At 46.2% G+C, this 22,152-nt stretch carries 20 protein-coding genes; 10 read left to right on the top strand and 10 right to left on the bottom strand.

Going from position 1 to position 22,152, the window contains the following annotated elements:
* The first annotated feature begins 5 nt into the window (after positions 1–5).
* The 3 genes from QUA47_RS06290 (at position 6) to sppA (ending at position 3,964) form a co-directional block, all read left to right on the top strand.
* The gene (locus tag QUA47_RS06290; protein ID WP_333430102.1) at positions 6–689 is read left to right on the top strand and encodes an SDR family NAD(P)-dependent oxidoreductase; all 684 of its coding nucleotides are present in this window, start codon (positions 6–8) and stop codon (positions 687–689) included.
* Between the two features lie 144 nt (positions 690–833).
* Positions 834–1,883: a type 2 isopentenyl-diphosphate Delta-isomerase gene (gene fni, locus QUA47_RS06285; protein ID WP_333430101.1), complete on the top strand. Its 1,050-nt coding sequence runs from the start codon at positions 834–836 to the stop codon at positions 1,881–1,883.
* Positions 1,884–2,143: 260 nt separating this feature from the next.
* On the top strand, positions 2,144–3,964 hold the full coding sequence (gene sppA / locus QUA47_RS06280) for a signal peptide peptidase SppA (protein ID WP_333430100.1): 1,821 nt from the start codon (positions 2,144–2,146) through the stop codon (positions 3,962–3,964).
* 228 nt (positions 3,965–4,192) lie between these two features.
* Here sppA and QUA47_RS06275 read toward each other — a convergent pair whose 3' ends face one another.
* Entirely contained in the window at positions 4,193–4,462 is a 270-nt protein-coding gene (locus QUA47_RS06275; protein ID WP_333037423.1) for a GlsB/YeaQ/YmgE family stress response membrane protein, read from the bottom strand.
* A 299-nt stretch (positions 4,463–4,761) separates the two neighbouring features.
* Here QUA47_RS06275 and QUA47_RS06270 point away from each other — a divergent pair, with 299 nt between their 5' ends.
* A complete protein-coding gene (locus QUA47_RS06270; RefSeq protein ID WP_333430099.1) occupies positions 4,762–5,949 on the top strand; it encodes a tetratricopeptide repeat protein in 1,188 nt (395 codons plus the stop codon).
* Between the two features lie 123 nt (positions 5,950–6,072).
* Here QUA47_RS06270 and QUA47_RS06265 read toward each other — a convergent pair whose 3' ends face one another.
* Positions 6,073–6,759 carry a carbonic anhydrase gene (locus tag QUA47_RS06265; RefSeq protein WP_445302486.1) on the bottom strand — a complete coding sequence of 229 codons (687 nt, stop codon included), beginning with the start codon at positions 6,757–6,759 and terminating at the stop codon, positions 6,073–6,075.
* A gap of 266 nt (positions 6,760–7,025) precedes the next feature.
* On the opposite strand from QUA47_RS06265, the gene QUA47_RS06260 reads away from it, so the two are divergent.
* On the top strand, positions 7,026–7,841 hold the full coding sequence (locus QUA47_RS06260) for an MOSC N-terminal beta barrel domain-containing protein (RefSeq protein WP_333430097.1): 816 nt from the start codon (positions 7,026–7,028) through the stop codon (positions 7,839–7,841).
* Between the two features lie 19 nt (positions 7,842–7,860).
* On the opposite strand, the gene ylqF is transcribed toward QUA47_RS06260, so the two are convergent.
* Together ylqF and QUA47_RS06250 are read right to left on the bottom strand one after the other, a co-directional pair.
* A complete protein-coding gene (gene ylqF, locus QUA47_RS06255) occupies positions 7,861–8,715 on the bottom strand; it encodes a ribosome biogenesis GTPase YlqF (RefSeq protein WP_333430096.1) in 855 nt (284 codons plus the stop codon).
* Positions 8,716–9,055: 340 nt separating this feature from the next.
* Positions 9,056–9,469 carry a universal stress protein gene (locus QUA47_RS06250; protein WP_333216596.1) on the bottom strand — a complete coding sequence of 138 codons (414 nt, stop codon included), beginning with the start codon at positions 9,467–9,469 and terminating at the stop codon, positions 9,056–9,058.
* 183 nt (positions 9,470–9,652) lie between these two features.
* On the opposite strand from QUA47_RS06250, the gene QUA47_RS06245 reads away from it, so the two are divergent.
* Both QUA47_RS06245 and QUA47_RS06240 read left to right on the top strand, forming a co-directional pair.
* Positions 9,653–10,852 carry a phosphoglycerate kinase gene (locus QUA47_RS06245; protein ID WP_333216594.1) on the top strand — a complete coding sequence of 400 codons (1,200 nt, stop codon included), beginning with the start codon at positions 9,653–9,655 and terminating at the stop codon, positions 10,850–10,852.
* Positions 10,853–11,050: 198 nt separating this feature from the next.
* The gene (locus QUA47_RS06240) at positions 11,051–11,767 is read left to right on the top strand and encodes a pentapeptide repeat-containing protein (RefSeq protein ID WP_333430095.1); all 717 of its coding nucleotides are present in this window, start codon (positions 11,051–11,053) and stop codon (positions 11,765–11,767) included.
* A 226-nt stretch (positions 11,768–11,993) separates the two neighbouring features.
* Here QUA47_RS06240 and QUA47_RS06235 read toward each other — a convergent pair whose 3' ends face one another.
* The 4 genes from QUA47_RS06235 to QUA47_RS06220 all read right to left on the bottom strand — a co-directional run bounded on the left by QUA47_RS06235 (position 11,994) and on the right by QUA47_RS06220 (position 17,156).
* The gene (locus tag QUA47_RS06235; protein WP_333284143.1) at positions 11,994–12,656 is read right to left on the bottom strand and encodes a response regulator; all 663 of its coding nucleotides are present in this window, start codon (positions 12,654–12,656) and stop codon (positions 11,994–11,996) included.
* Between the two features lie 313 nt (positions 12,657–12,969).
* Positions 12,970–14,316 carry an EAL domain-containing response regulator gene (locus tag QUA47_RS06230; protein WP_333284068.1) on the bottom strand — a complete coding sequence of 449 codons (1,347 nt, stop codon included), beginning with the start codon at positions 14,314–14,316 and terminating at the stop codon, positions 12,970–12,972.
* Between the two features lie 585 nt (positions 14,317–14,901).
* The gene (locus tag QUA47_RS06225; protein WP_333216588.1) at positions 14,902–15,171 is read right to left on the bottom strand and encodes a hypothetical protein; all 270 of its coding nucleotides are present in this window, start codon (positions 15,169–15,171) and stop codon (positions 14,902–14,904) included.
* 80 nt (positions 15,172–15,251) lie between these two features.
* Positions 15,252–17,156: a serine/threonine-protein kinase gene (locus tag QUA47_RS06220; protein ID WP_333430094.1), complete on the bottom strand. Its 1,905-nt coding sequence runs from the start codon at positions 17,154–17,156 to the stop codon at positions 15,252–15,254.
* Positions 17,157–17,458: 302 nt separating this feature from the next.
* Here QUA47_RS06220 and QUA47_RS06215 point away from each other — a divergent pair, with 302 nt between their 5' ends.
* From QUA47_RS06215 to QUA47_RS06205, 3 genes are all read left to right on the top strand, one after another.
* Positions 17,459–18,988 (top strand): phenylacetate--CoA ligase family protein, encoded by a 1,530-nt coding sequence (locus tag QUA47_RS06215; protein ID WP_333430093.1) that lies wholly within the window; start codon positions 17,459–17,461, stop codon positions 18,986–18,988.
* An 85-nt stretch (positions 18,989–19,073) separates the two neighbouring features.
* Positions 19,074–19,490, top strand: a complete 417-nt coding sequence (locus tag QUA47_RS06210; protein ID WP_333402148.1) for an element excision factor XisH family protein — start codon at positions 19,074–19,076, stop codon at positions 19,488–19,490.
* Complete coding sequence (locus tag QUA47_RS06205; protein ID WP_333402149.1) at positions 19,478–19,813, top strand: XisI protein; 336 nt, start codon at positions 19,478–19,480, stop codon at positions 19,811–19,813. The genes QUA47_RS06210 and QUA47_RS06205 overlap by 13 nt, the downstream gene beginning before the upstream one ends.
* A 42-nt stretch (positions 19,814–19,855) precedes the next feature.
* On the opposite strand, the gene QUA47_RS06200 is transcribed toward QUA47_RS06205, so the two are convergent.
* Positions 19,856–20,593 carry a Uma2 family endonuclease gene (locus QUA47_RS06200; RefSeq protein ID WP_333284082.1) on the bottom strand — a complete coding sequence of 246 codons (738 nt, stop codon included), beginning with the start codon at positions 20,591–20,593 and terminating at the stop codon, positions 19,856–19,858.
* A gap of 153 nt (positions 20,594–20,746) precedes the next feature.
* Positions 20,747–21,841 (bottom strand): Rho termination factor (modular protein), encoded by a 1,095-nt coding sequence (locus QUA47_RS06195; RefSeq protein WP_333430092.1) that lies wholly within the window; start codon positions 21,839–21,841, stop codon positions 20,747–20,749.
* Positions 21,842–22,152: the final 311 nt, after the last annotated feature.

The raw sequence follows: 22,152 nt of genomic DNA, 5'->3' as shown, positions 1-22,152 counted from the left end.
ACTCTATGACAAAATTAATTGTAATTACCGGAGCTAGTCGCGGTCTCGGTCTTGCCATGACCGAAAAGTTTATTGAATTGGGACATACAGTTTTGGGATGCGCCCGTTCTTCAGAAGCGGTGGAAAAACTCAACCAAAAATATAGTGCGCCCCATCATTTTACTTGTTTGGATGTCACCAACGACGAGCAAGTAAAAGCTTGGGCAACAGAAATTTGGGCAAAAAATGAGCCGCCAGATTTGCTAATTAATAATGCAGGTGTAGCTAATCATCTCGCCCCTCTTTGGAATGTCAGTAACGAAGAATTTTCCCAGGTAATTGATGTTAATATTAAAGGTACGGCTAATGTAATTCGTCACTTTGTCCCGGCAATGATTGCTCGGAAAAGCGGCATAATTGTCAACTTTAGTTCGGGTTGGGGAAGGTCAACTTCGCCGGAAGTCGCGCCCTATTGCGCTTCCAAGTGGGCAATAGAAGGACTTACGCGATCGCTCGCTCAAGAATTGCCCGCAGGTATGGCAGCAGTTCCTTTGAATCCGGGGATAATTCACACGGATATGCTCGAAATTTGTTTCGGAGAAGATGCGGCAAGTTACACATCAGTCAAAGCATGGGTGCAAAAAGCAGTTCCTTTTTTACTCAAGTTAAAACCTTCCGATAACGGAATGCCGCTGACTGTTCCTGGATAATACAGCAACCCTGGCAGGATTTACGCACCTCTCTATTTTCTTCTCCTCTGCGCCCTCTGCGCTCTCTGCGGTTCATTAAAAAATTCAAAAATGAAATAAAATTGCTATATTCCCAAATCACAACTCTTTCGCCAAATAGCCATTGTGAACTTGCCGCTAACCTCCCCCTCGCAAACCGAAACCCGCAAAGCAGACCACCTGCGGATTTGCCTCGAAGAAGACGTACAATTTCGCGAAACTACCAGCGGCCTCGAACGCTACCGTTTTGAGCACTGCTGTTTGCCAGAACTCGATCGCACCCAAATCGATTTAACCTCCACATTTCTCGGCAAAAAACTAGCCGTTCCCCTGCTAATTTCCTCGATGACAGGTGGCACAGAATTAGCCCAGACAATCAATTATCGCCTCGCCGATGTCGCTCAAGAATACAAACTAGCAATGGGAGTCGGTTCTCAGCGAATCGTCGTAGAAAATCCTCAACTAGCTCCTACATTTGCCGTCCGTCGCCGCGCTCCCGATATTCTGCTATTTGCCAATATCGGAGCAGTTCAATTAAACTACAATTACGGTTTGGAAGAGTGCCAAAAAATTGTTGATACTTTAGAAGCAGACGCACTAATTTTGCACCTCAATCCGCTGCAAGAGTGCGTTCAAACCGAAGGCGATACTAACTTTAAAGGACTGCTAGATAAAATTGCCAAATTGTGCGATAAATTACCAGTACCAGTTATTGCTAAAGAAGTCGGCAACGGTATTTCAGGAAAGATGGCAAAGAAATTGCTCGCCGCTGGGGTAGGTGCGATCGACATTGCCGGAGCAGGAGGCACTTCTTGGGCCAAAATAGAAGGAGAGCGAGCTAAAGATAGCAAGCAGCGCAGGTTGGGCGCAACCTTTGCCGACTGGGGAATACCGACAGCCGAGTGCATTGTCAGCACCCGCGCCGTAGCGCCGGATGTTCCTCTGATTGCCTCTGGAGGCTTGCAGAATGGATTGGATGCAGCGAAGGCTCTCGCTCTTGGCGCGGATATTGCGGGACTGGCGCGGCCGTTTCTGCAAGCGGCAGCGGAATCGGAATCAGCCGCAGCCCTCCTAGCTGAGGTTTTAATTGCAGAAATCGCTACCGTGATGTTCTGTACGGGCTGCGCTAATTTGGATGAGCTAAAACATTCTGGGGTTTTGGAAAGGTTAAGATAAAAGTGAGTCAGCAGTCAAAAGTCATTAGTCAGCAGTCAAAAGTCATTAGCTAATAACTAACGACAGCGGATAATTGCTAAATCCTAGTTGCAGGAATTACCAATAAAATTGTTTTCGCGCTTCATCGGAATAATATTTTTCCGAGTGCAGTGCGAGCCTCCCGCTCACACGCTCGGTATCATTCCGCTTTCACCCGATTTGCTCTCACTAATAACTAATGACTAATGACTAATAACTAATCACTAATTACCAATTATCTAATGAAAGATTTCCTAAAATATACCTGTGCAAGTTTACTGGGAACCTTCCTAGGACTGCTGCTGCTGGGCAGCATCGGATTGGGAGGACTGGTAGTGCTAATTGCTATGGCGGCATCGTCGTCCAAAGATTCGGGCCCGCAAGTTAAAGATAAGTCGGTATTGGTATTAGACCTTTCTTTAAATATCACCGACAGCAAACCGAGCCGTAGCACTGGCGCGGCGATTGAAGAAGTGCTTTCGGACGATTCCGGCGATACAGTGACGCTGCGGACTGTTTTAGACACGATCGAATCGGCTAAAAAAGACCCGAAAATAGTTGGCCTTTATCTCCAAGGTAGCTCAAATTCGAGCAGCAGCGGGTTTGCCAATCTCAAAGAAGTTCGATCGGCCTTGCAGCGTTTTCGAGATGCCAAAAAACCCATTTTTGCTTACCAGATGGACTGGAATGAGCGAGATTATTACCTCGGTTCCGTTGCTAATACAATAGCAGTCAATCCTTACGGCGCTTTGGAAATCAACGGTTTTAGCAGTCAGGCAATGTTTTTCACCGGTGCTTTGGAGAAATACGGCGTGGGAGTGCAAGTGACTCGCGTCGGGAAATACAAGTCAGCCGTTGAGCCGTTTTTGCTCACAAAAATGAGTCCCGAAAATCGCCAGCAAACTCAAAAGTTGCTCGGAGATATGTGGGGAGAATACCTGCAAACTGTCGCCCCGAGTCGCAAAGTGACTGTTCCGCAACTGCAAGCGCTTGCAGATAATGGCGGAACTTTGATGGCTGACGAAGCTCTAAAAAGCAAGTTAGTTGATAAAGTTGTATACTTTGACGAAATATCGACTGAACTTAAAAAACTCACAGGAATCGATGGCGAAAACAAATCTTTCAAACAAATTAGTTTGAAAAATTACGCAAGAGTTGCTGAGAATAAAAACTCAACTCGCGCTAACAATAAAAACCAAATTGCTATACTTTACGCCGAGGGAGAGATTGTAGACGGCGAAGGGGGCCCGACTCAAGTAGGAGGCGATCGCATCGCTCAAGAAATGCGGAAAATTAGAGAAGATAACGACGTAAAAGCAGTGGTTTTGCGCGTCAACAGTCCAGGAGGCAGCGCGACGGCGGCCGAAGTCATTGGGCGCGAAGTTATGCTGACGGGCAAAAAGAAACCCGTTATCGTTTCGATGGGCAATTTAGCTGCTTCCGGCGGCTATTGGATTTCGATGGGTTCCAGCCGCATTTTTGCCGAACCCAATACGATTACCGGTTCGATCGGCGTTTTTGGAATGCTGTTTAACGCCGAAAAGTTGGCTGCTAACAACGGCCTGACTTGGGACGTTGTGAAAACCGCCCGCTTTGCGGATACTAACACGGTTTCCCGTCCCAAAAATCCTCAAGAATTGGCGAATATTCAGAGGATAGTCGATCGCATTTACGATCGATTTATTACTAAAGTCGCCGACTCCCGCAAACTGCCGAAAAACAAGGTACAAGAAATTGCTCAAGGCAGGGTGTGGTCTGGTACGGCCGCGAAACAGTTGGGTTTAGTCGATGAAATTGGCGGTCTTGAAGATGCTGTCAGAGAGGCGGCGAAGCAAGCTAAACTCGGCGACGATTGGAAGTTAGAAGAATATCCAAAACGCCGCACTTTGGAGGAGCGAATTTTGGAAAAAATTTCAGGCGTTCACGTTTTGAAACCAGCCGCCAAACTCGACCCGCTAACGGCCGAATTTAAGAAAATGCAAGATGAATTGGCTGTGATCAAGTCGATGAACGACCCGCAGGGGGTTTATGTTCGCTTGCCTTTCAATTTGCGGATTGATTAATTAATACCAACTCCGGGATTTTTACCCCTTTATTCTTCAGTCCCCTCTGTTCGGACGAAAGTTTTGCTCTTGAACCGTTGCAAGCGCTGAGTCCGATCGGGGTTTTTAACGCGGATTTGGTAAAAGTAGGGTGACGCATCCTACCAACAACTGAAAAACCCGGTTTCTTCAAGAAACCGGGTTTATGAATACCCTAAAAGTCGATCTACTGGGAATTGGCAATATTTATTATGCTGCACGCTGAGTTAACAATCCCCAGATGAAAAGTAGAACGATCGCACCTACAACTGCAAAAGCTATGCTGGGTAGAGTCAATGCTCCGAAGGATGCTCCCCCGCTCGTCCCCAGTAAGACTTGACCTAGATAACCTCCCACTAGGGCGCCCAAAATTCCTAAACCTGTTGTTGCCAGAAAGCCACCGCCTTGAGTTCCCGGGTAAATGGCTTTGGCGATCGCACCGGCAATCAGTCCTAAAACGATCCAAGCAATAATTCCCATTTCTCTTTCTCCTGAATACTTAAACTTTTCTCGTGCCTTGTCTTATGTTCTTAGAATAACAACCGCTATCGAGCCTTTACCTCTACCGTAGGGAGGAACCGAAAGTGGTAGGATTTCTCATCAATCGTCCCAGTTTGAGGCTTTTTAATATCTCAAAAGAGTTAACCCACTTTTTCTACGGAATAAAGGTACTTATGCTCAAACCAAAAGGGAAATATGAGAATCTTTTCTGGGACTGTTTGTGTTTTACTGGTAAAAAAATTACAATAATTTTGTGAAACGAGGAAAGTTTGCGCCCGATGGATCTGACTCTGTGCATGATTGTGAAGAATGAAGAGGCAACACTGTCGCGGACTTTGGACAGCGTTAAGGGTGTTGTTGACGAAATGGTGGTAGTGGATACGGGATCGGGCGATCGCACCCGTGAAATTGCCCGAGAATGCGGGGCGAGGGTTTATGAGTTTGAATGGTGCGACGACTTCGCAGCGGCGCGCAATGAGTGTCTGAAGCACGCGCAGGGCGACTGGATTTTGGTGTTGGATGCCGATGAGGTTTTGGTACCGGAGATTCAACCTCAAATAAAGCAGGCAATTGCGAGCGATCGGCTGCTGCTAATCAATCTCATCCGTCAAGAAATCGGTGCCTCTCAATCTCCCTATTCCCTAGTGTCGCGCTTGTTTCGCAATCGCCTCGATATCCGCTTTTCTCGCCCTTACCACGCCATGGTAGACGACAGCGTGGCTGAGATTTTGCAGAGGGAACCAAAATGGAAAATAGCTTCTCTCCCCGATGTGGCGATTTGGCACTCTGGTTATCAAAAAGATGCGATCGCCGCAAAAAGTAAATTCCAAAAAGCTCAAGCAGCAATGGAACGCTATATAGCTTATTATCCAAACGATGCTTATGCTTGTAGCAAATTAGGCGCTTTGTATGTAGAAACCGGGCAAATTGGACGCGGAATTAATCTATTAACCAGGGGCTTGACTGCTGCGGCCATTGATGATTCTATTCTTTACGAACTCAACTATCATTTGGGAATTGCTTATCGCCAGCAGCAGCAGTTTGCCAAAGCAAAAGAACACTATCAAGCCGCAATTAATACAAATGTGTTCCCGCCCCTCAAGTTGGGTGCTTACAATAATTTGGGCAATTTGCTCAAAGAGGAAGGAGATTTGAAATCTGCTGAAAAAGCTTACAAAGCAGCTTTAAAAATTGACCCCAATTTTGCAGCAGGTCACTACAATTTAGGACTGACGCTGAAGGCAGCCGGAAATTTAGCCCATGCGATCGCCTATTACCGACAAGCGATAAAAATCGATCCCGAACACGCGGAAGCTCATCAAAACTTGGCAGTAGCCTTGCTGAAAATTGGCAAAATGCCAGAGAGTTTAGCAGAATTCAAAAGAGCGATCGCCCTTCACGAACAGCGCCGCCCATTTGAAGCAGAACGCCTGCGCCGGGGACTACAAGAAATGGGTTTAATGTAACTGAAATTATGGCTTTTATGGGCGGGCAGGATGCCCACCCTACAATCAAATTCTCGGATTGTGGAACAGGCATCTTGCCTGTTCATTAAAAATATTCCAAGATAGGAGATGCAACCAGCAAAATCAAGCAATTATCTCTACTTTGCCGCTATCCAAATCGTAGCGGCCCCCAACAACTTTAAGCTTGCCAGCTTTGAGTGCTTCCGCTAAAATAGGCGATGAGGATTGTAACTTATTTACATTCATTTTCACATTAGCTCTGACTGCGTTATCCCACGCATCGCCTGTTTGACCATTGGTGGAATCAACTGCCGGTTTAATCGCCGCCACCAAAGTGCTAATGTGACCCGGCACAGCTTTGCCATCTAAAGCTGCTTTGACAGCACCGCAGCGTTCGTGACCCAGAATTACTAATAGTGGTACGCCTAATTCTAAGGCCGCATATTCTATATTTCCGAGAACCACATCGTCGAGAAAATTGCCAGCTACTCGGATATCAAATAAATCCCCCAATCCTTGGTCGAAAATAATTTCGGGAGCAACGCGCGAATCAGAACAAGCCAGGATGGTTGCAAACGGATGTTGACCCTGTGCTACTTCTACAATTCGCGATCGAGCTTGGTCGGGAAATGTCCGTTTTTGCTCAATGTAGCGTTGATTCCCCTCCATCAATTTCTGAAGAGCACTGTTAGGAGTAAGCTCAGAGATTGCCTCGGCCTTTGCTGCTTCGGCTTGTAAAAACGCAGGTGCCAAGCTTGCCGCCAGCATCCCTGCACCAGCCTTCAACATTAAATTACGTCTCGAAATCATGCCTCTACTTCCGCTTTCAGTCATTGCTTATAACTCGGTTCAATTGTTTAATTTTTTCTATTTTATAGCATAATATCTACCACAAGCTTAGCCCGAATTATTTGATTTTTCTTTACACGCCGCTCCGACCAAATGTAAACTTCAAAAAAGTGGCCAATTTTTATTTACTTGATATTTTATTTCACCCTGTTAACTGCGGTCATCCTTCTGTCGGCAGGGGATGCTAGAATGTATCTAAAACGACAATTATTTATCAATGGCTCGAAATGTCCTACGTCGCCAGCATTCATATCTATCCGGTCAAGTCCCTTGACGGCATAGCAGTCAGTCAAGCAACTATTCTAGCCAGCGGAGCTCTAGAAGGCGATCGCTCTTTTGCAATCTGCGATGCAGCCGGAGAATTTGTTAACACTAAGCGCAACAGCGGAGTCTGTTTTCTACGCTTATCCTTTGACATCAAAAAGAGAATTGCCGGCCTGAAAATACAAGACACCGAACAAGAATTTTTTTTTCATGTAGATAGAGAACGCCCGGGAATAGAATCTTGGTTGAGCAACTACTTCGGTTTCCCCGTCAAGTTAATTGAAAACTTGCTGACAGGTTTTCCCGACAATACCGCTGCACCAGGGCCAAGCATTATCAGTACCGAAACAATTGCCGAAGTTGCATCTTGGTTTCCGAGAGTTTGCGTTAACGAGATGCGCCATCGCTTGCGAGCTAATATTGAAATAGGAGATGTCCCGGCTTTTTGGGAAGACCAACTTTTCTCACAAGCCGATGAAATTGTTAGGTTTAAAATAGGGACAGTAATATTTGAAGCTATTAATCCGGGTCAGCCATATATCCTATCTACGCGAAATTATGGGGCGAAACCAGGCGATCCCAATTTTAAAAATATACTAACAGCCAAGCAGAAGGAAATCATGCCTGACTTGGTAAAAAAAGGGCATTTAAATCACTTTAGTCGGCTGATTGTTAACACACGAGTCGCACCTCACGCAGCAGAAAAAATATTACACATAGGAGACGAAGTTCACATTCTCAGCGCCCGCAACTCTCTACTGAATACCCTTTCTGATTAGTTGTAGGGTACGAATCCGATCAAGCAGGCGGCAACTCCAAAGTAAGTTGACCCAAAACACCAGTTCTAAAATCGTTTAACATCTGCCGCGCGGTTCGTTCGACATCTCCTTTATACCTGTCTTTTGCTACCTCGTGCAAATAATCTTCACCATTACTAGAAGCTGGATCTAATTTATACCTGGATTTGAAACCAGATATTGATATCAAAGTCTCATCCGCCGCTTGCAGCCCCCGGAGCAAATCTACCATCGCTGCTGCTACTACCTGATTGTCGTAAGCTGCTTCACCAATATCTTCGCAAATAGCTAATTTTATGGCATTTTCTTGATTGTTAATTCGGGTTGGGATCACTCCGGGGGCGTCTAATAATTCAATTTCGTCAGAAATGCGAATCCATCGGAGCGATTTAGTTACTCCAGCTCTGCGAGCACTATCTACCACTCTCCGCCCTAACAGCCGATTAATTAAAGCAGATTTTCCGACATTGGGAAATCCCATTACCACTGCGCGGACTGGACGGGGCAGCATACCTCGATCGAACCTTCTTTGATTTAGCTGCACCCCAGCATTCTGCACTGCATCCGCCACAGCGTCTACTCCGTGACCGTGCTCGGCATTGGTAAAATACGCAGTTTCCCCCTGGGCCTCAAACCATGTTTCCCACGCCTCGCGCGATCGAGGCGTAATCATATCCATGCGGTTGATGACCAAGACTCGCGCCTTGCCGCCCACCCAGCTCGGCATTTGGGGGTGAAAAGTAGCCAATGGAATGCGGGCATCTCGGACTTCGAGTACCACATCTACCCGCTTTAGCTGTTCTTTTAATGCCCGTTCCGCTTTGGCAATGTGACCGGGATACCAGTGAATTTTCATAATATGAAGGAAGAAGGAAGAAGGAAGAAGGAAGAAGGATGAGTGTAAGGAAAGAGAGAATCACAAAGGAAGGAACTAGGGAGGCAATCAGGAAGTAAGGAATCAAGAAGTAAGGAGGGAAGAGGGAAGAGGCAAGAGGGAAGAGGGAAAAGAAAAAATGAAAAAGGGAAAATGAAAAAGTAAGCTGTTAGGTATCTAACTTACACTGCTGAAATTAAGTAAAAAGAAAGAGTTTTCTTTCTGGCTTCTTCCTTATTTCGTCTTCCTTCTTCCCTCTTCCTTCTTCCTTCTTCCCTCTTCCTTCTTCCTTCTTCCTTCTTCCTTCTTCCTTCTTCCTTCCTTAAGGCACAATCAAAACTGCACAAGGAGACAGATTGATCACCCGATTGGTAACGCTGTCAAACGCCCCCTCATCGGTTAAACCCATCCCCCGACAGCCCATCACAATCAAATCGGCCCCAATTTCGTCAGCCACATCGCAAATCGTGAAAGCAGGTTTGCCTTCCCGTTCGATGATTTCAGCTTCAATTCCCTGCTGGGAAAACATCGATTGGGCCTCAGAAAGAAGTTTGGCGACGGCTTCGGGGGAAGTCATCACCTCTCGCGCCGGGGCGCCGGCCTCCTCGGCTGGGGGCTCGACTACCGAGAGAATAACTAAGCGAGAGGCGTAGGTTTTCACGATATTGACCACCTTTTCGGCAGCTTCGCGGGCTTCTCGGCTTTGATCTACAGGAAATAAGACAGTCTTGAACATACTGCGCATCTCCGGGACGCGGACTCCGATAAAATGTTTACGTTGAGCCAATCAGTGCCGTTTGTTTCATCTTCCGTTTTTTGTACGGACGCGGTTGAATGCGTCCGAGGCCCAAGTGCAAGTGACCAGTGCCGCCATTTCAACGGAATTCCACAAAAACACACATATTAGGAGGTTAATCCTGTGACAAAAAAAACTGTAGCAAATTTATCGGCATCGGACTTATCGGGCAAACGGGTACTGGTGCGGGCGGACTTTAACGTGCCGCTCGACAACGGCAATATCACCGATGATACTCGCATCCGGGCGGCTCTGCCGACAATTCAAGATTTAGCGTCCAAAGGCGCTAAGGTCATTTTGTGCAGCCACTTCGGCCGTCCCAAGGGTGTGACGGAGAAGTTGCGCTTGACACCGGTTGCTAAACGGCTGTCGGAATTGTTGGGTAAAGAAGTCAAAAAGACTGATGACTGCATCGGCGATGAAGTCGCTGCTACAGTCGCCGCGATGCAAGATGGCGATGTGGTTTTGCTAGAAAATGTGCGCTTCTACCCAGAGGAGGAAGCCAACGACCCGGAATTTGCTAAGAATTTAGCCTCTGTGGCCGATTTGTATGTCAACGATGCTTTTGGTACGGCTCACCGGGCTCACGCTTCTACAGAGGGCGTTACTAAGTATCTGAGTCCTTCTGTGGCTGGGTTTTTGATGGAGAAGGAACTGCAATATCTCGGCAGTGCGATCGACAATCCTCAGCGTCCTTTAGCGGCTATTATCGGCGGTTCTAAGGTTTCCAGCAAGATTGGAGTCATTGAAAAACTGCTCGAAAAGTGCGACAAACTGCTGTTGGGCGGTGGCATGGTTTTCACGTTCTACAAAGCTCGCGGTTTGAGCGTTGGCAAGTCTTTGGTGGAAGAGGACAAGCTGGAATTGGCTAAGTCTTTGGAAGCTAAGGCGAAGGAACGGGGAGTTACTTTTCTGTTACCTACTGATGTGGTAGTTGCTGACAAGTTTGCTGCTGATGCTAACACTCAAACTGTCTCAGTTGAAAGCATCCCCGACGGTTGGATGGGTTTGGATATTGGCCCCGATTCTGTGAAAACTTTCCAAGATGCTTTGGCCGATTGCAAAACTGTAATCTGGAACGGGCCGATGGGCGTGTTTGAGATGGAGAAGTTTGCTGTGGGAACTGAAGGAATCGCTCATTCTTTGGCTGGACTTACTAAAACTGGTACTACCACAATTATCGGTGGTGGTGACTCGGTGGCGGCTGTGGAACAGTTGAATTTAGGTGAACAAATGAGCCACATTTCTACTGGTGGCGGTGCTAGTTTGGAGCTGCTCGAAGGTAAGGAATTGCCTGGTGTTGCTGCTTTAGATGAAGCTTAATTAAGTTAAGTAGGGCGGGCTTTGCCCGCCTTGCTGGAAGCAGGTCTAAATCCTGGGCTGCGAATCATGTTTTTGAAGATTTACCGCAGAGGGCGCAGAGAATGCAGAGCAAGAGAAAAGAGAGAAGGATAAAGGATATCGGTTTAAAGTCTACAGTTTGCTAGTATAATTTGTTTGAAGTAGCAGTGAGGTTTGTTTGTGAAACTTAAACTCTTGGCAACTGTAACGGCCTGTTTAGCTTTGTTTGGGCTGCCAGATCCCGTTAAAGCTCAAAATCCAGATCATGTTAGGCAATTGCTGGAAAGTAAAGAGTGCGAGGGCTGTGACTTGAGAAATGCTGATTTGTTCAAGGCTAGCTTGTACAGAGCTAATTTAAGAGGAGCGGATTTAAGCGGAGCAAATCTCTATGAAGCTAATTTGCTAGAAGCGGATTTAAGTGATGCTAATTTGGCAAATGCTAACTTAGTTAATGCCGAGATGTACGGTGCTGAATTGAAGGGGGCTAATCTGCGAAATGCGGATTTGTCTAATGCTTTTTTGGGGCGAGCGAATCTGACGAGTGCGGATTTGGGCGGTGCTAAACTTTTTAATGCGAATCTGGGGGAAGCTTATCTGCTGCAAGCTAATTTGTCGAATGCCGATTTGAGGCGATCGCTGTTGTTTAGAGTTAATTTGCATCGTGCAAATTTAAGCGGAGCCGATATGTCTTTCGCCGATGTGCGCGATACTAATTTGCAGAATGCTATTTTGTCAAATACTAGACTTCCTGGGGCTCAATTGACGGGGACAAATATTGATGCGGCGAATAACGTGCGGCAGGCTGATTTGCAACGTGCCAACTTGCGAGGTACGAATTTGGGGTCAGGGGTTTGCGTGATAACTAATTTTCCTTATTGTGTTTTCAATGTGGAATAATCTGCTTGCTGAGTGCGTCAGCCTCCATTTTTTTTGCAGCTACGGGGCTTTTTGATGCCGCCCAAAAACGGATAGAAGCCCCCGACTTTAGCCGTGGAAAGATCAAAATTTTAGACTAAAGTTCCAGCTCCCAGATGAATCTCTAGAGTAAATCTAAAATCTAAAATCTAAAATCTAAAATCTAAAATCCACTGACTGGCTGGCGCACCCTATGTTGATCTCCGAGCTAAGTTTGAGGTGGTTTGTATCCTCTTTCTAGGGCAAATCTCACAAGCTGGGCACGATTTTCTAACTGTAATTTACTGAAAATACTGCCTAAATGAGCTTGCACAGTCCGGGGGCTAATAAACAGCCGATCGCTAATTTGTTTGTTAGTATAACCCTGGATTACTTCCCAAAAAACTCTTTCCTCGGCTGGTGTTAAAGGCAAAGGTGCAGGTGCTGGCAATACTGCCACCACTTGTGGTTCCACCGCCCTGCTAGAAGTTTGAAGCAGTCGGACAATCTCGGCGTGAATGCGGTGAGAGCGCTCTAACTGCGCTTTTACCTTAGCTAAGATTTCTTCAGACTGAAAAGGTTTTACCAAATAATCGTCAGCTCCGATCGAATGACCTTCAACTTTTGACTCCAACTCGCCTTGACCCGACAAAAATATAAAGGGGACTAACTGTCCCAAACGGGTAGTTCGCAAACGGCGACAAAACTCAAACCCGTCCATTTCCGGCATCATGACATCTGAAATTACCAAATCTGGGGGGGCATTTTCAAAAATCGAGAGCGCCTCAACCCCTGAATTAGCGCATTCCACCCGATATCCTTGACTTTCCAGGTACATTGCTAAGACTGTTTGACAGTCTGCTTCGTCGTCAACCACTAATATTCTTTCCATGACAGGCTTGCACCAATTCCAGTTGGACAGTTCTTGAAACTGCCAGTCCCAAAGTAGGAACTTAAATGAGTTTACCTGCTGCCACTTAATAAAGGCTCGCAATTTCAAGACGCCACAATTTCTCAAATAGTCCAATTAGGGGCGCCGATCGCATAAAAGGGGAAGCAGTAGAGGAATATAGGGAACAATCTCCTTCTTTGATTCGCCGATCATCAAAAGCTACAACTTTTTATGAGGTAGCGTCAACTTTTATGCAGAAAATAGAAGGTAAAAGAAAGAATTTTATCCTATTATACAGAAATCTTGGTGACACTTACACTATTCCTAGACCCGACATTGAAAGGTTTTTAGATTTTTCGGGTTCGGACACAGGTACAAAAGGGACAACGCCAGCAGGTCCTGCTGCTGGGGACGGCGCGAACAAACTCGGGCCGGCAACCAACATACTTTCAATTATCGCTGCTGGTTCGGGGCGGCTGAACAGATAGCCCTGCATGATATCACACTGATGTTGTTTCAAAAAATCTAGTTCTGCTTCTGTTTCCACTCCCTCAGCAATTACAGTCATATTCAAACTGTGACCCAGTAAAATTACTGCTGTAGTAATAGCAGCATTTTGAGTATCTTCGTTGGCATTACGGACGAAAATTCGATCGATCTTTAAACTGTCAAAAGCAAATTGCTTGAGATATCCTAAAGTAGCGTAACCGGTGCCGAAGTCGTCAATAGCAATCCGAATTCCTAGAGCTTTAAGTTCGTTTAAAGTAGCGCCTGCTACTGTCGCATTTTCCACCAAAGCGCTTTCGGTCATTTCTAATTCTAAATTAGCAGGATCTAAACCTGTAGTTTCCAATATTTGCACGATTCGCGCCTTGAGTTCCGGGTCTGACAACTGTCGCGCAGACAAATTTACTGATATTGTAAAGGGCGAAAACCCTGCAGCCACCCAACTAGCGGCTTGAGCGCAAGCTGAAAGCAGTACCCACTCCCCAATCTGAATAATTAAACCTGTTTCTTCTGCTAAGGGAATAAATTCGACGGGAGAAATTATACCTCGATCGGGATTTTGCCAGCGCACTAAAGCTTCAGCGCCGATAACTTGGCCGGTAGCAATATTCACTTGTGGCTGATAGTATACCTGAAACTCACCTTGTGCCAAAGCGTGGCGCAGCAAAGCTTCGAGAGCAAACTTTTCAGGAGAGAGAGTCGTAACCTTGGTGGAGTCGTTAACTAAATCTTTGAGTCTGGCTTCTGCTTGGTGAAGCGCGACTGTCAGCGGTTGAGTAATAGTTTGCCGTTTCAAGACGCGAGAAGCAATGGCTCCCAGCAATTCAGCCTTGGTAAACGGTTTTGTCAGGTAATCGTCTGCCCCCAAATCCATCCCCCGACGAAAATCGGTTTTATCACTTTGAGCCGTGAGGAAAATAAATGGAATTGTTGCAGCTAGCGAGTTTTGCCGCAGAGTCCGCAACACGTCATAACCGTCGAGTTCCGGCATCTGCACATCGCACAAAATTAAATCGGGTATCTCCGAAAGTGCCATCTGCACCCCAGCTCGACCGTTTTCAGCCGCAATGACCCGGTAGCTGTGAGATTCCAGGAGTTGCAGAAGAGTTTCCCGGATTAATTCGTCGTCTTCAATCACCAAAATTTTGAGCATGATACTTAGATAACAGATGGCACTATATATCTGAACCTGACTAACTCTAGCATACTCAAACTAGCAAATTAATACTTCAGCTAATTAGCCAATAAATGATAAGCCAAATGGCTGAATATTTCACCTCGGTTCTTAAGTCACAATCAAATAACTGCCCAAATAGGGAAGATTTCGATCTTTTTCAAGAGCAGAAAACTGTTGCGCCCGAATCGTTGAATAAACTTTTATTACAAAATAGCCGAGATTTCTCATAAAAAAAATTTCAGCTAACAGTTTAAGTGCGCGGATGCCGGAAATTAATCCGGCAATCACTTATATGATTTCCGGTTAATTATTCATAATTAGTCTGTATTTGTACTGACAACTATAGTCTTATCTCAATGGATGAATCAGGAGGCAGAGTCCTGAGCGCGCCCAAAAAAGGATACTTGCTTTCAGACAACAGTCGTGGAGAGATAAAAATTTTAGATTAAGGTTCAACCTGCCAGATTCATCTGTGAAGTGAATCTAAAATCTCAACTCTCAAATCGACTAACGGAGAACTTAATTATGCTTCTCTAACCGGAAATCATATTATCCACGACCTTAATTCACAGGCTTAGTGGAATTCGCGCAAAACTTTTCATCTACAATTGCAGAATTGATAGTGACAGCGTGCATGGATGATGACGGAATTATCCGGTCTTGCGGAACTACCACGGTCTTTTTACAAACCAGCTCGCTACTGCCTACAGAGGCAAAGTTCCAAGCATAAAATTCGGGAGTGCTGACTGTCGCATTGGCCGGATGTAAACCTAGTGCAGTCACTAATACTAACCCAAAAGTCACTAAAGCTACGATCGCGAATCTCAGCATATTCTTTGTTTGAACCCGACAACTTGTCTGATTGGTATTACCTTATTATTGCCTGGGTGGATAGAGAGCGTCAATAGCAGTTATTCCGCCGTCAGGTTCAACTCGTAAGCGATCGGCTCAGATGCTTGAGAAACTACCACGAATTCATAATAACCAGCATCATCCAGCAATCCAGACCAACTAAGCCCCTCTGCATCTTCCAGCAAAGCTCGCGCGCCCTTTGTCCGCCCCGGAGTATAAATTGACAGTAGGGTAGATTTGCGCGGTGCTTGCAAATTCACGCGCAAAGTTTGATTTTGAGCGAACCTGGCAATGTAAGCTTTCCCTTCTCCGGGTTTGAGATTGCCTGTGAGGCGTTTGCTGTTCGATAGGCGGTCAAATTCAACGCTTTCGATAGTTGCTCCAGCTTGTAAGGCTTCGAGTTCGTCGGCGGTAATGGCTTGCCAAATTTGTCCGATCGGCAAACCAATGAGATTGCGATCGCGCCGCTGTTGTGGAAACCAATAAAAGAACCTAGCATCAGCCAAATCGTAGAGAGCCCGACTGCTCAAATTCAGGTTGTTAACCTCACTTTTCCAGCGATCGATATCTGTGGTGTCGTAAGTGCCCAACCGCGCTCTAGCGTCGCTGCTGAGATTTTCCAGCTTGTCGAGCAACTCGTCGCCGATTTTCTGCCACCTTTCGCGCCACTGGCGATCTTCCTCGCCTTCTTTTAACAATCGTCCCCCCAATTCCGGGTATTTGGCATAGAAAGTCTCGTCCACAAGGTTGACGTAACCGTTATAGAATCGATCGTCAATTTTGAGCTTTACAAAGCGATCTTGCAAAGCATCTTCTTGCTGCTGCTTCGGGTTTGGAGGCTGGGGAACTTTCTGCACTTTTGATTGTAGATTTAACAAAGAATTGCCCGCCAACCAGCCAACTCCCCCCATACTTGAGAGCACCGCCACCACGAACAAAACCATTTTCCAAGCAGGCATTTTTTGCTGATTGCCAATAGCAGCAACTCGCACCGGAGTTCCCGGCAGTTTTGGCGTGGGGGCGGGCACGGGTATAGGCGAGAAATCCGGCGGCTGCGTGATCCCAAAATCCGGGGCTGGTGGCAAAGGTGGCTGTAAAGGCGGATTGCCGGAGAGAGCAAGCATTACCTCGCGAGCTGAGGAGTAACGCTGGCTCGGCTGTTGAGCAAGCATTTTATCCAGCACCATGGACAAATTCGGAGACAGAGAACATTCCGCCCGCCAGTTCCAATTCAGCGTTTGGCTGTCGAGCAACTGATGCGGTTCCTTCCCAGTCAGCAACACCAAAACCGTGGCCGCCAGAGCGTACAAATCGCTGTGGGGAGAGACAATGCCCATCTGCATCTGTTCGACGGGAGCGTAGCCGAGCTTGCCGATGCGAGTCGCGGGGCCGGGAGCGCCGTTAGCCTCAGCGAAAAGAGACTCTACGGTGGCGGCGACTTGTTTTACTCCGCCGAAGTCGATGAGCACTGGCATTCCGTCAGAACTCCGCAGAATCAGGTTGTCGGGGGAGATGTCGCGGTGAAGCACTCCCAAAGAGTGAATGTATTCGAGCACTGGCAAAATCTGGAGCAGCAGTTGATTGATTTCTGCTTCTATGAACCGCAAACCCTGACGCTTGCGAGCGTCGAGCAGGAAGCGGTAGGTTTGGCCGGGCACGTAGTCTTGGACGAGAAATAGGTAGCCTCGATCGCTGATACTGACGCGGAAGAGTTCGCGAAAGCGGGGGATTTGATTGTGTTGCAGCTTGTAGAGCACTCCTGCTTCCCGCTCGAACAGTTCCTCTGATTTTTGTAAAGCGTAACTTCCATGTACTTGGGGCGCAAATTCTTTTAAAACGCAGGGTTCGTTAAATCGGTGGGCATCTTCAGCGAGGTAGGTGCGCCCGAAGCCTCCGTGTCCCAATTCGCGGACGATGCGGTAGTGGTTGTTGAGAGTTATGCCGGGGTAGATGGGATTGTTCATTGGAACTTGCTGCGTCGGATTTTCACGCTTGACTGAGACTAGGAGTTTTGGGCGATCGCTGAATTAATCTTGACATAGTGTGTCAGTGTTTATTAGTCGATCGGCAGCTTGGCTATCCCCTGTGGTTATTGTGAAAACAGCGGTTTCGTGCTATTGAAGTTTATCCACTGCGCCATATTTTCGATGGATCTCAAAATGTGTTCAAATTTTTAGTGTCCAGCCCAATGTGCGATCGGGCGTTAGCGCTACTAATTGAATCTTGAGCGATCGAGGTGCAAAATACGCATTTTAAGGAGCAAATCATGCAGCCAGAACAGCGTCAGCGAGCAATTGGGGGGTTTGAAGAGTTTTTGAGGGCGCCGCTTGAGGAACGATTGCAACACCAGCAGAGTCGAGTTGCCGAATCCGGGGCGATCGCGCTTTTTCAAAAAGTCGCGGCCACAGTACCAGCTTACCAGACTTTCCTAGCTGCACTTAACATCAATCCCGCTTCAATTCAAACCTTTGAAGACTTTCAAAAATTACCGCTAATTACCAAAGAGAATTATTTACGCTGTCACCCGCTACCTCAGTTGTGTTACGAGGGGAAATTAGAAACTTGCGATTTCATTGCTGTTTCATCTGGTTCGACAGGAAGCCCGACATTTTGGCCGCGTTTTATCAGTGACGAGTTGCAAATAGCTGCTCGTTTTGAACAAATATTTCACGACAGTTTTTACGCGGACAATCGCTCAACTTTAGCTGTGATTTGCTTTGCGTTGGGAACTTGGGTAGGCGGAATGTACACGGCAAATTGCTGCCGCTATCTAGCGAGTAAGGGCTATCCAGTTACAGTTGTGACGCCCGGGAATAATAAGACTGAAATATTCCGAGTTGTGCAGGAACTTGGGGAGCATTTTGAGCAAGTAGTTTTGTTGGGATATCCGCCATTTATCAAGGATGTGATTGATAGCGGAATTGCTGGGGGTGTGGAGTGGCAAAAATATCGAATTAAGATGGTGTTTGCCGGGGAAGTGTTTAGCGAAGAATGGCGGAGTTTGGTGAGCGATCGCACTAATTCTGACAATCTATATTACAACTCTGCGAGCCTTTACGGTACTGCGGATGCGGGCGTTTTGGGCAACGAGACACCGCTGAGCATTTGCATCCGCCGCTTTTTAGCAAAGAAGCCGGAAGCAGCACGCAATTTATTCGGGGAATCGCGGTTGCCAACGCTGGTGCAGTACGATCCGAAAAGTCGCTTTTTTGAAGTGAATAATGACGGCACGCTGTTATTTTCGGGCGACAATGGCATCCCGCTAATACGCTATCACATCTCGGATAACGGCGGTTTAATTTGTTACGAAGCAATGCTCAATTTTTTGGCTGAATGGGGATTTAACCCTGTGGCACGTTTGCAGCAAGCAGCAGGTATGAAAGTTTCTGATTTCCCCAGAGGAATTCGCTGCTTGCCATTTGTCTATGTATTCGGGCGATCGCACTTTACCGTTTCCTACTTCGGTGCCAACATTTACCCGGAAAATGTCACCGTAGGTTTAGAAGTTCCCACCATTCGGGAATGGGTGACTGGAAAATTTGTGCTGCAAGTCAAGGAAAATGCCGATCAAAATCGGTTTTTATCGGTGGTTGTGGAATTAGCAGCGGGGGTGGATGGCGACGAGGAGATGAAGCAGGCGATCGCATCTTCAATTCTCGCGCAATTGCGGCGGCTAAACAGCGAATTTGCTAATTATGTGCCGCCCGAATATCAGTTACCTGTAGTGACATTAACGGAGATGGGCGATGCGGAGTATTTTCCGATTGGGGTGAAGCACAGATACACGCGGCAGTAAGTAGTTTGAATTGATGAGCTATCAGTTTTCCAAAGTCTTATGTTATTCTATAATTAGGGTGAGATTTGATGGTTCAGCTTAAAATATGCCAGCAAAAGACATCTACCACAATACTGTCAGAACAGCTCTAGAAAAAGACGGGTGGACGATAACAAACGATCCGCTACCCTTAAAAATTGGCAAACGTACTCTCAACGTCGATTTGGGTGCAGAAAAACTATTTGCTGCCGAAAAGCAAGGTCGCAAAATTGCTGTAGAAGTAAAAAGTTTCGTAAGTGCTTCACCCGTTCATGACTTAGAAGAAGCTGTTGGACAGTATATTGTCTATGAAGATATTCTAGAGCGCTCGGAACCTGAACGGATAATATATCTGGCAATCCGTGCAGAAGTTTATGCACAAATTTTTTCGGAACCTATCGGGCAGGTTTTGTTAGAAAAAAAGAGATTTAAATTAATAGTTTTTGATTCATTAAAGGAGACAGTTGTCAGATGGATAGACTAGATGAATATCGCGGATTTATTCAGAAAATCTTAGATAGTTATGCCCAGATTCCCTACCAATACGGAGAAATTAAAAGCAGCGTTATTGTTGACCGCGAACAAAACAATTTTTTACTGATGCACGAAGGCTGGCAAGGGCCTCAAAGAATTCACGATTGTATCGTTCATGTCGAAATTATCGACGGAAAAATCTGGATTCAACAAGATGGTATAGAAACGGGAATTACCGCAGAACTTGTAGAATTAGGAGTGCCTAAAGACAAGATAGTTTTAGGGTTTCATCCATATCATGTTCGGCAACATACGGGATATGCGATCGCCTAAACGCGCTTACAATACAGAAACTTAGAATAAAAAGGACGATCGCTAAATTGTATCGGGATCAATATTTAATTCTCGCAGTTTCGCGGCCAGGCGATCGGCTCGTTGAGCTTCTTGTCCGGCTCGTTGAGCCTCTTCGTCGGCTCGTTCAGTCTCCCTTTCTGCAACCTCTTCAGGAGTAGGGACAAGCTCTCCTTCTGCGGTAAAGAAACGCAATTTTCCGCCACAAATTCCGAGACTCAAATCGAGCTGCTGACTCCGCAGATGTCCGAATTCGTTCGGTGCAATTGGTTCATATTCCCCGTCAACTAAATGAAACCCAGCTAATTCTAAAGTTTCTGGGTCAAACCAAAAGTAGTCGTGAGTGCGAAAAGTATCTTGATAGAGTTGTCTTTTAAAGTTTTTGTCTATATCCGCTGTTTTGGGAGACAGGATTTCAACGATAATATTGGGGTACTTTCCCTCTTCTTCCCAAACTACCCAGCTTTTCCGAGTTTTTCGTTCAGTTCCGAGTACCACAAAAAAGTCTGGGCCTCGGAAGTCTTTCGATTTGAGTTGCTTGGGACTGTAATAAATGGTGAGGTTTCCAGCAGCATAAAAATTGTTTCTATCTCGCCACAGCCATTCTAGACAGTTGAGGAGTAGGATTATTTGTCGGAGATGCAGTTCTGTTTCCACGGGAGATTCGTCACTGTATAAATCGCCTGAAGGAAAGATAACATTTTCTGGTATCTCTTGTTCTAGTATCTCTTGGGTAGTAGCTAATTCTGCGGTTGCGGACATGGCTGCTTGGTGAGGAGTAAGAGGTTTTGTGTCTATTTTAGCAAGCTTTTCATATCTCTGCCGAGGACGATTCTGAAAGCCCGATCGCGCTTTTTGCCCAAAAACGCGATCGAACAGCCAATAATTAGTTTTTAACTATTAGCAACTACCCTTTTATCTGCCGTCAGCTTGTCTGAGAGCCTCCAGAATTTCCGGTCGTTTCATGCGCGCGTAGCCCCGCACTTTCCTGTCTTTGCCGATCGCCTTCAACCGTCTCAGCGAAAGACTTTCGTAGTCTTCTTCTGGGGAGGGGGACGGAAACGGCAACTCTAACTGCAACTGCGGTAGCTGAGGTTTCTGCTGTGCTTTCGACTGCTTCTTCGACTGTGTTTTTGACTGCTTCTTCGGCTGTACCTCGGGCTGTCTTTCTGAGTTAGTCGCTGCGGCTCCCAGTTGGCCGCGGAGCGTTTCAATTTGATTTTTCAGGTCATTTTCTACGTCTTCAATGGCTTCGGAAACAAACTGATTAATTGTTTGGACTGTGCGTTCTAATTTTATTGACAGCAGTCTTTCCAGTTCATCCAACTGTCTCAAAGCACCTTCAAGATTTACCTCAGAAATAACAGCCGATGTTGGCGGAAGGTTGCTGCTCGATTGTTCAATTTTTTTAGCCATTTTATCTACCTTTTCATGAAATGCTTTTTCCACTTGTTCGAGCAAATGCTTAATCTGTTCTATTTGGTTACGCTCAAAATTCTGCTCAGTTAGAGCTTTTACGTGCTTTTTTAGCAGGTCTTCATTTTTTTTTACAGATTGTTCTATTTGTTTTGTTAGACTATCTACCTTTTTTTGAAATGATAGCTCAAATTGTTGCAGTAGAGTCTCAATTTGTGCAGGTTTCTGAGTCGGTTGCGGAGCTAAATGTTCCATCTCTGCTTGAGCAACAGCTACCTCCTCGTCGGTCATTTCAAATACCCACGCCCACATTTGCTCGATGCCGAGTTCTTTAGCAACAATACACCAATCTGAGCCGCAAACAACTTCATATTCTTCTTCGTTGCTGTAAGCTTCTGTTCGACGTACAATTAAAGGAATCAAATTGCTGCCTTGCTCGATCAGACTTCTCCTGAGAGCTTCGCGACGTTCGCGAGGAATTTCGCCCTTCTGAAGCTCTGGTACTGCAATTTGGGAAGTGTAAATCTGACTGTGACTAATTGGCTTAATCCGCAAATATTCAACTATTCGGTTTTGATCGGACGATCGATCCATCTTGTTACAAGTCCCCTTTTGTCATTAAAATCTGGTGTGTAGGTATTTATGGATGTTCGCACTTTACAGCCTGCGTTTTAAGGGGTGCAGGACTAACCCAAGGACTCTAATTGTAAGGTGCGAGACAAACACCTTACCCAGACCGTGGTAAGTTAAAGGGTTTCTTGGGCTGAGTCTTCCCAGTCTGCGATCGAACTCGGTTATCTGGGGGAGATATGGCGTTGCTGCTGTAACTGTGTGACTGGCTGTGCGGTGACAGCCCGGGCGATGGCGTCCCGCCCCGCAAGCTACGGCAAAAGTTACTGCAATTC

The sequence above is a fragment of the Microcoleus sp. MON2_D5 genome (assembly GCF_036701905.1).
Classification (GTDB): domain Bacteria; phylum Cyanobacteriota; class Cyanobacteriia; order Cyanobacteriales; family Microcoleaceae; genus Microcoleus.
The sequence above is the reverse complement of the archived record's forward strand: the minus strand, read 5'-3'. Positions and strand labels throughout refer to the sequence as shown.